General features: G+C 36.4%; 11 protein-coding genes and 2 riboswitches. Of the genes, 5 read left to right on the top strand and 6 right to left on the bottom strand.

From position 1 onward, the window contains the following. The first annotated feature begins 67 nt into the window (after nt 1-67). The gene (locus BN2667_RS07565; protein WP_054252722.1) at nt 68-925 is read left to right on the top strand and encodes a DegV family protein; all 858 of its coding nucleotides are present in this window, start codon (nt 68-70) and stop codon (nt 923-925) included. Between the two features lie 69 nt (nt 926-994). On the opposite strand, the gene pdxS is transcribed toward BN2667_RS07565, so the two are convergent. The 6 genes from pdxS to BN2667_RS07535 all read right to left on the bottom strand — a co-directional run bounded on the left by pdxS (nt 995) and on the right by BN2667_RS07535 (nt 5,955). Continuing rightward, nucleotides 995-1,834 (bottom strand): pyridoxal 5'-phosphate synthase lyase subunit PdxS, encoded by an 840-nt coding sequence (pdxS, locus tag BN2667_RS07560; RefSeq protein WP_054252721.1) that lies wholly within the window; start codon nt 1,832-1,834, stop codon nt 995-997. Between the two features lie 206 nt (nt 1,835-2,040). After that, nucleotides 2,041-3,159 carry an NADH:ubiquinone reductase (Na(+)-transporting) subunit F gene (locus BN2667_RS07555; RefSeq protein ID WP_054252720.1) on the bottom strand — a complete coding sequence of 373 codons (1,119 nt, stop codon included), beginning with the start codon at nt 3,157-3,159 and terminating at the stop codon, nt 2,041-2,043. Between the two features lie 9 nt (nt 3,160-3,168). Beyond that, nucleotides 3,169-3,759, bottom strand: coding sequence for an Rnf-Nqr domain containing protein (locus BN2667_RS07550; RefSeq protein ID WP_054252719.1), 591 nt, complete (start codon nt 3,757-3,759; stop codon nt 3,169-3,171). Continuing rightward, entirely contained in the window at nt 3,759-4,373 is a 615-nt protein-coding gene (locus tag BN2667_RS07545; protein WP_054252718.1) for an NADH:ubiquinone reductase (Na(+)-transporting) subunit D, read from the bottom strand. The genes BN2667_RS07550 and BN2667_RS07545 overlap by 1 nt, the downstream gene beginning before the upstream one ends. Beyond that, entirely contained in the window at nt 4,373-4,975 is a 603-nt protein-coding gene (locus BN2667_RS07540; RefSeq protein ID WP_054252717.1) for an RnfABCDGE type electron transport complex subunit G, read from the bottom strand. Before BN2667_RS07540 ends, BN2667_RS07545 begins: the two co-directional genes overlap by 1 nt. Then, on the bottom strand, nt 4,972-5,955 hold the full coding sequence (locus BN2667_RS07535; protein ID WP_054252716.1) for an RnfABCDGE type electron transport complex subunit D: 984 nt from the start codon (nt 5,953-5,955) through the stop codon (nt 4,972-4,974). Before BN2667_RS07535 ends, BN2667_RS07540 begins: the two co-directional genes overlap by 4 nt. Before the next feature lie 198 nt (nt 5,956-6,153). Beyond that, a riboswitch (cobalamin riboswitch) is annotated at nt 6,154-6,334 on the top strand. Between the two features lie 334 nt (nt 6,335-6,668). Here BN2667_RS07535 and BN2667_RS07530 point away from each other — a divergent pair. From BN2667_RS07530 to modA, 4 genes are all read left to right on the top strand, one after another. Continuing rightward, nucleotides 6,669-7,646 (top strand): ABC transporter substrate-binding protein, encoded by a 978-nt coding sequence (locus tag BN2667_RS07530; RefSeq protein ID WP_054252715.1) that lies wholly within the window; start codon nt 6,669-6,671, stop codon nt 7,644-7,646. A gap of 70 nt (nt 7,647-7,716) precedes the next feature. Continuing rightward, nucleotides 7,717-8,733, top strand: coding sequence for a FecCD family ABC transporter permease (locus BN2667_RS07525; protein ID WP_054252714.1), 1,017 nt, complete (start codon nt 7,717-7,719; stop codon nt 8,731-8,733). Continuing rightward, the gene (locus BN2667_RS07520) at nt 8,733-9,488 is read left to right on the top strand and encodes an ABC transporter ATP-binding protein (RefSeq protein WP_054252713.1); all 756 of its coding nucleotides are present in this window, start codon (nt 8,733-8,735) and stop codon (nt 9,486-9,488) included. The genes BN2667_RS07525 and BN2667_RS07520 overlap by 1 nt, the downstream gene beginning before the upstream one ends. 40 nt (nt 9,489-9,528) lie before the next feature. Further along, nucleotides 9,529-9,661: riboswitch (molybdenum cofactor riboswitch) on the top strand. A 52-nt stretch (nt 9,662-9,713) separates the two neighbouring features. After that, nucleotides 9,714-10,565 carry a molybdate ABC transporter substrate-binding protein gene (modA, locus tag BN2667_RS07515; protein ID WP_054253016.1) on the top strand — a complete coding sequence of 284 codons (852 nt, stop codon included), beginning with the start codon at nt 9,714-9,716 and terminating at the stop codon, nt 10,563-10,565. Nucleotides 10,566-10,580 lie beyond the last annotated feature (15 nt).

Here is a 10,580-nt window from a genome sequence, read left to right as displayed (position 1 = left end):
ATCAGTTTCTTATGCTAGGATAAAATAAAATAGAAGTATACTTTTAGAGAAAGAAGGTTTTATCTAAATGAAAAATATTATTTTACTAGCAGACACTGGGGCAGACCTGTCCCAAGAGCAAATAGAAAAATTTCAAATTAAACTTGTAAACATGCACATAAATATGGGAGCCCAAAGTTACTCTGATAAAAATTTAAATGGTGAGGATATTATAAACTATTACAAAGAAAATAAAGTTTTGGCCCAAACATCTGGAGCAAACCCTTATGACTTTCACCAGGTCTTTGAAGAAATCAGAAGGGAAAGTTCAGATCCCATTGTCTACGTTTCTATATCTAAGGACTTGTCAGTTTCATACAAGTCGGCAGAAATAGCAGCGAAAGACTTTGACGATATTTATATTTTAGACTCAGGCCTAGTATCTATTGGAACAGGTCTTCTTATAAAAAAATTAGCAGAGTATATTAAAGCCAAGGGACAAATTGATGTAGAAGAAATCTTGGCCTACGGCGAAGAGTTAAAAAAACGCATTAGACTTTTTGCCATTCCCCAAAGTCTGGAATTTTTAAAGGCAGGAGGCAGACTTTCAAACAGCCAGTACCTGGGAGCAATTTTGTTTAAAATATTTCCACTTTTAACCATAGATTCAGGAAGGCTTGTAGCCAGTAAAAAGTTTAGAGGGTCTTTTAGAAAGGCACTTATTTCAACTCTTGAAGAATTTTTTGCAGGCGAAAATATTGACTTAACAAGTATTGAACTTTTACAGTCTTTTGGACTAACAAAAAGAGAAGAGAAATTTATTGAAGATGCCTTAAAGGTATTTAATGTAGATGATTTCAATTGGACTGAGGCTGGCCCATTAATTTCCAGCCACGCAGGACCAGGAGTTTTTGCTCTTGCTGGTTTAGTAAAGGAAGAAAATTAAATAAGCAAAGAAAAAAGCTAGGATTTTTTTTGGTCCTAGCTTTTTTGTGAGATAAGAAATATGTGTTTTTTATCTTTCGCTCATTATAACTTCGATTTCGTCTTCGTTTAGGCCAACCATTGCTTCCCCTAGGTCTTCTGAAACCTCAGCTAGGACTTCTGGCTTGTCGTAGTTTTGAACAGCTTTAACAATAGCTTCTGCACGTTTTTTTGGATCTCCAGATTTGAAAATTCCAGAGCCAACAAAGACTCCGTCTGCTCCTAATTGCATCATTAAGGCTGCGTCTGCTGGAGTTGCTACTCCACCTGCTGAAAAGTTTGGCACAGGAAGTTTTTGATTTTCGTGAACATATAAGACAAGATCGTATGGTACTTGAAACTCTTTGGCTATATTATAAAGCTCATCTTTTCTCAAAGAGGCAACGTATCTAATTTCTTCTTGGATGGCTCTCATGTGAGATACAGCTTGAACAACGTCTCCTGTTCCCGCTTCGCCTTTGGTCCTAATCATCTTGGCCCCTTCTTGGATTCTTCTAAGGGCTTCACCTAAGTTTCTAGCTCCGCAAACAAATGGAACTTCAAAGTCAGCCTTGTCAATGTGGTAGACATTGTCAGCAGGAGATAGAACTTCTGATTCATCTATACAGTCAACATCAATTGCTTGTAAAATTTGGGCTTCAACAAAGTGGCCGATTCTAACCTTGGCCATAACTGGAACATCTACAGTTTCAATAATTTCCTTAATCATTTTTGGGTCACTCATTCTAGAAACTCCACCAGCAGCCCTAATGTCTGCAGGAATTCTTTCAAGGGCCATTACTGCAACTGCACCAGCTTCTTCAGCAATTTTTGCTTGTTCAGGATTAGTAACATCCATGATTACTCCGCCTTTTAATTTTTCAAAATCCATTTTCAAACCTCCGATAAGTAATTTTTGTTTTCTGTATTTAGAATAAGACAAAGCTGATATGCTTTAAAGACCCACATAAACATAAAATATAGGAACCAGATACTCGGCTTAATATTAAGACAAAAATTTTTAAACAAAAATTTAAGACTTATATAGAAGACATAAAAAACCCAAGCTAAAAACTCTAGCTTGGGTTTAAAAATTATTTAAAATGCGTCGTAATAAATTCTATCTTCTGTAACTCCTTTGGCTGTTAAATGTTCGATTATTGAGTCGATCATTTTTGGAGAGCCGCATAGGTAGGCTGTCCAGTTGCCGCCGCCGTCTTCTACATACTTGTCTATAGAATCTGTTACTCTTCCAGTATCTCCTGTCCAATTCATTTCTGGAGTTGTTCTAGATAGAGTTGGCATAAATTTAAAGTCTGGAAGTTCTTCTTCAAACTTTTTCATTTCATCTAAGACAAAAAGGTCGTCTGGAGTTCTGGCTCCAAAAAACATTCTAACTTTTCTATCTATGTTGTTGTCTCTTAGATGGTAGAGAATTGAAAGTAGGGGAGCCATACCAGTTCCTGCACCAATTAATAGGATTGGGCCGCCGTCATCTTCCTTATAGTAAAAGTCTCCATAAGGACCGTTCATATTTACAATGTCTCCTTCTTTCATAATCTTGTGAACGTAAGTGGAGCAAATACCTTTTGTATAGCCGATAAAGTTTTCGACATATCCGTGATCGCCAGCTGATGAGGCTATTGAATAGGCTCTAAAGACTTCTTCATCTGAACCATCAAAGTCATCTCCACCGTCATATTCTGGGGCCTTTATTTGTATATATTGGCCTGGTTTAAAGGTAATTGATTCACCTTCAGGAAGTTTCCATCTAATCTTTTTAATTTTATCTGTTACATCTTCAATTGATTCTACTGTAACATCATATTCTCTAACATTAAATAATTCTTCTGGAATTTGGATTTTAATATCTTGTTTAACTTTAACCTGGCAGGAAAGTCTTGTGTTAGACTCTACTTCTTCCTTTGATAGCCAAGGAAGTTCTGTTGCAAGGACTGGGCCGCCTCCTTCAAGGACTTGGCACTTGCAATAACCACAAGATCCCTTACCACCACAGGCTGAAGGAATGAAAATTTTATTGTCTCTAAGAGTAGATAAAAGAGAATTTCCTCCTGCAACTACCATTGGTTCTTCGTCATTTATTTTTAGTTCAACTTCTCCATAGTCAGCAATGTACTTGTCAGCTAGTGACAAAGCTAAGGCAAGGACTGCTGAAATTATTCCTAGGATGAGAACTGTCTGTAAAATTATAGCCATGTCTCCTCCTTATGATATTTGAACTATACCAGAAAATCCTATAAAGGCCATGGCCATAATACCTGTAATAATTAAGGTGATAGCAGGACCTCCTAGGCCTTTAGGTAGGGCATCTTCATTTATTCTTGAACGAATGCCAGCCATTGAAACTATAGCAAGGAGCCAACCAAGGCCAGAACCAAGTCCAAATAGGGCTGTTTGAATAAAGTTGTAGTTTCTAATTACCATAAATAGTGAAACCCCAAGGATTGCACAGTTTACAGTAATAAGTGGTAGGAAGATACCTAGGGCATAGTAAAGATTTTCTACATATCTTTCTAAAAACATTTCCAATAATTGTACAAAGGCGGCAATGACTAAGATGAAAACAATAAATCTCAAATAGTCAAGGCCAAATGGGACTAGGACATAGTGGTAAACAATGTAGTTTAAAATTGTTGTAATAGTAAGTACAAAGGTTACTGCTATTCCAAGTCCAGTTGCTGTTTCAATTTCCTTAGAAACTGCTATATAAGAACACATTCCCAAAAAGTTTGAGAAGATCATATTAGAAGTAAAAATTGAAGCAAAAAATATTACTAAAGGATGAACATCTACCATTATCTTTTCGCCTCCTCAGTTTTGTTAACTTTTGCATTGGCCCACCACATAATAACCGCTAGGATAAAGAAAGCTCCTGGAGGCATTATCATTAGGGTCCAAGCTGTAAAAGACTCTGGCAAAATTTGAATTCCAAATACAGAACCAAAGCCAAGAATTTCTCTAATAAATGAAATAACTAATAGGACCATAGTATATCCAAGACCTGAAGCAACACCGTCTACAAAAGATGGTAGAGGTTTGTTTGCTATAGCAAAGGCTTCAGCTCTTCCCATGATAATACAGTTGGTAATAATAAGTCCAACATAAGGTCCAAGGGCCTTAGACATATCTGGCATGTAGGCCTTTAAGAAAATATCTACTAGGATTACATAAAATGAAATTATCAGTACCTGAACCATCATTCTAATATGGCCAGGAGTTTTATCTCTCAAAGCAGAAATAGTCAAAGATGAAAAACCAGTCACTAAAGCTAGGGCCAGTCCCATAATTAGGGAGTTCATCATTAAGTTTGTAACAGCTAGAGTAGAACAAATCCCTATAACTTGGAAAATTATTGGGTTGTCTTCTATTAGTCCAGCTCTAACAATTTTTTTATATTTTGTCTTAGCCATTATTTATTACCTCCTTGGTCGAAGGCCTTTAAATCTTCGTTGATCATATTTTGAACAAAGGTAGAAGTTTGAGTAGCACCAGCTATGGCATCAATATTTCCGCCAGGTGCTGGTCTATTAATAATGTACTTGTCAGTGGCATTGGAAATATCTACATTTCTGTATTGTTCCTTATAAGGAGCTTCAGAAATTCTTCCACCAAGACCAGGAGTTTCGTTTTGAGAAATAAATTCTACACCAGTAACTTCGTTCATATTTGCATCTACACCAATATAGCCTGTAATTGATCCCCAAAGACCTGGGCCAGAAAATGGAACAGCATAGGCTTTTTCGCTAGACCCATCCATAAGGGTAAAAAGCTTAGCATAATTCCAGTCAGATTCTACAACATGGTCTTCAAAAAGTTTGTTGACTTCGTCGTCAGAAGTTTTTCCTTCTTCATACATGTCAAAGACGTAGAGAATCTTTCTTCTAAGTTCTAGGTTTTGGTTTTCTTCAACCTTGGCCAGAGTAGTTTGGTTTAAAAATGCTAGGATAAAAACTGTAATGACAGTTAATAAAGTCATAAAAATAATTGGATAAGCTAGTGATTTGTTTTTCATGCCTTAGCCACCTCTTTTTCTTTGGACTTTTTCTTTTTCTGGGTCTTCCTAACAGTATAGTCAATTATTGGAGCAAAGGTATTGCCAATTAAAATAGCAAACATTACACCACCAGAGAAAAGGGCAAAGCCTCTAATAATTACAGTTACCACACCAATAATAATTCCGTACAACCACTTGCCAGGGACTGTTTTCGCTGCAGAAATTGGGTCTGTTGCCATAAAAACTGCACCTAAGATAAAGCCACCTGTAAGCATGCCGATTATAGGATTTGGAACAGATTCAACTCCCATTAGATTAAAGATTAAAGTTAGTCCAGTAAAACCAAGGGCACAACCTGCCATAATTTCCCATGAAGCAACTTTTTTCCAAATTAGATAAATTGCACAAAGAAGAATTACAATTTTTGCAGATTCGCCAATAACTCCAGGAACATTTCCTATTAATAGGTCTTTAATATTAGGAAGGATTCCTTCGTTTCTAAAGGCAAGCATTGGAGTTGCAGTAGAAACTGTGTCAATACTTGGGAAAATCCATTTTGCAAAGCCTCCTGGAAAGTCTGAAAGACTTGGAACTAGGTTCCAGTGAATAGTTAAAGGCTCTGGGAAGTTAATGTAAATAAAACACCTGCCAACAATAGCTGGGTTAAAAACATTTTTTCCAAAACCACCAAAAACCATTTTGCCAAAAAATACTCCAAAGACTATACCTACAATACTCATCCAAAGAGGAAGAGAAACAGGTAGTGTCATTGTGTATAAAATGGCAGTTACCAATAAGGCTTCAGAAACCTTTTTCTTCTTGTTGATTTTAGTTTCAAATAGATATTCAGTTAAAAAGGCAAAGATTATATTAACGGCTGTTAAAAGTAAAACCCTTAGGCCATTAAAATAAACAGAACAAATAAGTACTAAAACTAAGGCCTTTAAAACAGTTCTCATCATTTTTTGTTTAGTAAAAGTGTCGTTAACGAAACTCATAATCAACCTCCTTTTTAAAATTATTATAAAACTCAACTCATTAAATTTTATATTATGTATTATACCATTAAAAACCTTTTCTTTAAAGAACTAGTTGGGATTAAAAGCAAAAGCAAAATAAAAAATTCATCAAAGGTAAAATTTTTAAAAATTTTTAAAAGTGCTTGTAATTTTAATAGACTTGTGCTATATTCTACTTGTTTAATAAAACGTGTGTATGCACCTAGTGCTGAAGCGAAAGCGAAGGGAATTAAGTTAAAATCTTAAACTATCCCAGTAACCGTGATGCGGACAAAGGACAAAAGCCACTGCAAGTTTGTGGGAAGGCGTCTGGAGGATGAAGCTAAGTCGGGAGACCTGTACATGCGGATATTCTCCTGGGTATGAGACAAACATTTATTTGTGTTTTTGCTCTTACTTTAGGTGAGAGCATTTTTTATTACCAAGAGATAATTAAACGATAGCGCCAAGGGTCAAAATTTAATCTTTAGTGTTTCTCCTAATCTCTAGAGATTATATAATCATAATACTTTATCTCCAGAGCCCTCTCTAATCAAATTCTGGATGCGACCTAAAGCGTATAGAGTAAAAGTCCTTAGCCACCCACTAGGGGCTTTTATTTTTTAATAACTTGGGTAAAACTTTTAAGAGAAATAAAACTTTTCTTAAAATTTTTATAAATACAATTTTTGTAAATAATGAGGAGGAAATTTATGAAAAAATTTAGAATACTAGCCTTACTTTTAGTTTTAACTTTAAGTCTTGGCCTAGTAGTAGGATGTGAAAAACCAGCAGAGAACAAGGAAGCAAAGGCACCAGCCCAAAGCACTGAAGAAGTAAAAGAAAACGAAGAAGAAAGAGTAGATGGCGCCGCCTTTAATGTTGTCGATATGACAGGCAGGGAAGTTTCTTTTGAAAAGACTCCAGAAAAAGTTGTTGCTATTACTCCATCAGATGCTGAAAACCTAAACGCCATTGGAGCAGTTGACAGCCTAGTTGGAATTGGAACTTATGTTGATAATCCAGAAGAAATCCTATCTCTACCAGTTGTTGCATCTGGCAGCGACTTAAATGCTGAAGAAATTATTGCCTTAGAACCAGACTTAGTTTTAATGGCAGACATGGCCCAAAGCGAAGAACAAATTAAGGCTCTATCTGACGCAGGTGTTAATGTTGTCATAACCAATGCTGGAACAATTGAAGAAGTTTATCAGGCCCTTGAATTAATTGGCAAGGTTATGGGCAAGGAAGACGATGCAGCTAAAGTTATCCAAGATATGAAAGATTCTTTTAAAGCAATAGAAACTAACAAAGAAAACCTTGCTGGCAAGAAAATTTATTTTGAAGTTTCTCCACTTGAGTATGGATTGTGGTCTGCAGGAGCCCATACCTTTATGGATGAAATTGCACAAATTGTCGGCCTAGAAAATATTTTTGCTGACGTTGAAGGCTGGTCTGAAGTTTCAGAAGAAGAAGTTATAGCTAGAAACCCAGACTACATTGTGACAATTACTATGGGATCAATGGAAGGTCCAAGTCCTGTTGAAGAAATTATGGCTAGACCTGGCTGGGAAGGAATCACTGCAGTTAAAGAAGGAAAAATTCTAAATCTAGTTGACAATGAACTTTCTAGACCATCCGTAAGACTTGTTCAAGGGGCAGAGGCTTTAAACGATTTTGTAAATAAATAAAAACAACTTTAGGATGCTGGCTACCGCTGGCATCTTAAAATTTTACATATAATAAAAAGGGGAGAAAAAAATGAACAGAGGAAGAAAAAAATATTTTATTATCTTAGTCCTAGGCCTTGTCCTAAGTATTTTTGTCTGCCTAAGTATAGGTAGTGTCTCTATTCCTCTAAGAGAAATTTATAGCATTTTAAAGGGCCAAGTTTTAAAGGCTCCAATAAAGTCAGCCAATGGGTCTATAATTTTGGCAGTTAGGTTTCCAAGAGTTTTAAATGCCTGCCTAGTTGGATCTTGTTTGGCCTTAGCTGGAGCTGCCATGCAAGGACTACTGCGAAATCCTCTTGCTGAAGGAGGAACCCTAGGAGTTTCTGCAGGGGCAGGCCTAGGAGCAGTTTTAGCAATTGCCTTAGACATAAGCATCCCCTTTATTCCCTTTGGCGGCCCAGTAGTTATGGCAATGATATTTTCCTTTTTATCAATTTTAATTATTTTAACTCTGTCCTATAAGTTAGACTACGGCCTATCAACAAATACAATAATCCTTTTGGGAGTAATTTATTCAATGTTTATAAGCTCCATCCAGTCTTTTATTATTGTATTTTCATCTCACAAGCTAGAGGCAATAACATCTTGGTCAATGGGGTCCCTTGCTGGGTCAACCTATAAGGGAGCTTTGGTTATTTTTATAGTCCTTATAATTTTTGGCCTTAGAATTTATTCTAAATCTAGAGAGCTTGATGCCTTTGCCATTAGTGAAAAAAACGCAGCCCACATTGGAGTTGATGTAAAAAAAGTAAAACTTTCAATTATGATAAGCGTCTCTGCAATAATTGGAGTGGCAGTTGCCTTTGCTGGCTCAATTGGTTTTGTAGGCTTAATTATTCCCCACATAATGAGAAAGTTAGTTGGCCCTAGTCACAAAAAACTACTACTTGCAACTACTTTGGCTGGAGGAATTTTTTTAATGTACGCAGACCTTTTAGCCAGAGTTGTTTTAGCTCCAATTGAACTGCCTATTGGAGTAATTACATCTTTTGTTGGATCAATTCTCTTTGTAAATATATATTTTTCTATGAGGAAGGTAAGCTAATGTTAGAAGTCAAAGACCTTAGTGTTATTTTTACAAAAAAAATATTGGACCAAGTTTCTTTTACTGTAGAAGAAGGAGACTGGCTAATGATTATTGGCCCAAATGGCGCAGGAAAAACTACAATAACCAATGCCATTGCCCAAAGTTTATCTTATAGCGGCCAAATTTATTTTAAAGGCACAGACCTAAAAGACCTGCCAGCAAAAACTAGGGCAAAAAACCTAGGAGTCCTTATGCAAAACCACTACATCTCTTATGCCTTTGCAGTTAAAGATGTTGTCAGCCTAGGATCTTATTCTAGGGACAGGGGATTTTTTTCAAAAAAGACTGACGATGAGGACGACAAAATTGAAAAAGCCTTAGACCTAACTGGTATTTCTTCTTTAAAAGATCGGTCAGTTCTTAGCCTATCAGGTGGAGAGCTCCAAAGAGTTTTTCTAGCCCAACTTTTAGTCCAAGACCCAAGGCTAATGATTTTAGATGAGCCAACCAACCACCTAGACCTGTCCTACCAAGAGACGATTTTTTCTTTAGTTGATAAATGGAGGCAGGAATCAGGCAGGGCAGTAATTTCTGTTGTCCACGATTTGAGGCTGGCGAGAATGTTTGGGACCAAGGCTCTATTATTAAAAGAAGGAAAAGTATTTTCTTATGGAGACATTGAAGACGTAATGACTAGGGAAAACTTAAAAGATGTTTATGGAATTGACGTCTACCAGTGGATGAACAGATTAAATGAGGGCTGGGACCTTTAAATTGCAATTGCTATATAGACTTATTTATGCTAATATTTAAGAGTAAATATGAATCCGAGCAAAAATTTTCTAAGGGCAACTATGAAGTTTTTGCCAAAACTCTTTGGAGTTTTCAGGGTCAGAAGAGAAATCGACTGGCCTTCCGTATTTGAAAAGGACGACATAAATAAGATTTACTTGTTGTTTTGTTGTCCAAAACAACTTTTTTTATTTGGAGAAAAAAATATGAAAAAATTTTTCTTGGCGGTCTTAGCTTTTACTTTAATCTTTGGACTGGTTGCATGTAAGAATGAGGACAAACAAACAAGTGAGAAAGCAGCAATGAAAAATGCTGAAACTACAAATGAACAAACAAGTGGAGGCAAAAAAGAACTTTATGTTTTTGCAGCAGCATCTTTAACAGAATCCTTAGAAGAAATTAAGGCTGCCTATGAAGAAGAAAATCCAGACTTGGAAATAATTTATACCTTTGACTCATCTGGAACTTTAAAGACTCAAATTGAAGAAGGCGCCTATGCTGACATTTTTATTTCAGCTTCCCAAAAGCAAATGAACGCCTTAGACCCAGAAAAAAATCCTGAATCGACAGACAAAGTAGTTGACTCAGAATCTAGAATCGACCTTTTAGAAAACAAGGTCTGTCTAGTTGTGCCAAAGGGATCTACCAAGGACATTAAAACTTTTGAAGATTTAAATTCTGACAGAGTGGATACTCTTGCCCTAGGAAATTCTGACGTTCCAGTAGGCCAATACTCAGAAGAAATTTTAAGAAAGCTTGGCTCTTGGGATGCCATCCAAGAAAAGATCACTTTTGGATCAAATGTAAAAGAAGTTACTACTTGGATCGTTGAAGGAGTAGTTGACTGTGGTATTATTTACAAAACTGACGCCTACTCTGCAGGCCTTGATGTAGTTTATGAAGAAGACGGCAGCCACTTAGACACTCCAGTCATCTATCCTGCAGCCCTTTTAAAAGAAAGCGAAAACCTAGAAGAAGCAAGAAAACTTTTAGCCTACTTCCAAGGACCAGAAGCCATGGAAATATTTGAAGCAGTTGGCTTTAGTCCAGCAAAATAAAAAATTTACTTATAG

The sequence above is a fragment of the Neofamilia massiliensis genome (assembly GCF_001299475.1).
Taxonomy (GTDB): domain Bacteria; phylum Bacillota; class Clostridia; order Tissierellales; family Peptoniphilaceae; genus Neofamilia; species Neofamilia massiliensis.
This window is presented reverse-complemented; position numbering and strand designations above follow the sequence as displayed.

Bases quoted from the DNA above. Each gene is read 5' to 3' on its own strand.
- BN2667_RS07525 (WP_054252714.1), top strand. From the start codon at position 7,717: ATGAACAGAGGAAGAAAAAAATATTTTATTATCTTAGTCCTAGGCCTT.
- BN2667_RS07530 (WP_054252715.1), top strand. From the start codon at position 6,669: ATGAAAAAATTTAGAATACTAGCCTTACTTTTAGTTTTAACTTTAAGT.
- BN2667_RS07540 (WP_054252717.1), bottom strand. From the start codon at position 4,975: ATGAAAAACAAATCACTAGCTTATCCAATTATTTTTATGACTTTATTA.
- BN2667_RS07565 (WP_054252722.1), top strand. From the start codon at position 68: ATGAAAAATATTATTTTACTAGCAGACACTGGGGCAGACCTGTCCCAA.
- modA (WP_054253016.1), top strand. From the start codon at position 9,714: ATGAAAAAATTTTTCTTGGCGGTCTTAGCTTTTACTTTAATCTTTGGA.
- BN2667_RS07520 (WP_054252713.1), top strand. From the start codon at position 8,733: ATGTTAGAAGTCAAAGACCTTAGTGTTATTTTTACAAAAAAAATATTG.
- BN2667_RS07550 (WP_054252719.1), bottom strand. From the start codon at position 3,759: ATGGTAGATGTTCATCCTTTAGTAATATTTTTTGCTTCAATTTTTACT.
- BN2667_RS07545 (WP_054252718.1), bottom strand. From the start codon at position 4,373: ATGGCTAAGACAAAATATAAAAAAATTGTTAGAGCTGGACTAATAGAA.
- BN2667_RS07535 (WP_054252716.1), bottom strand. From the start codon at position 5,955: ATGAGTTTCGTTAACGACACTTTTACTAAACAAAAAATGATGAGAACT.
- BN2667_RS07555 (WP_054252720.1), bottom strand. From the start codon at position 3,159: ATGGCTATAATTTTACAGACAGTTCTCATCCTAGGAATAATTTCAGCA.
- pdxS (WP_054252721.1), bottom strand. From the start codon at position 1,834: ATGGATTTTGAAAAATTAAAAGGCGGAGTAATCATGGATGTTACTAAT.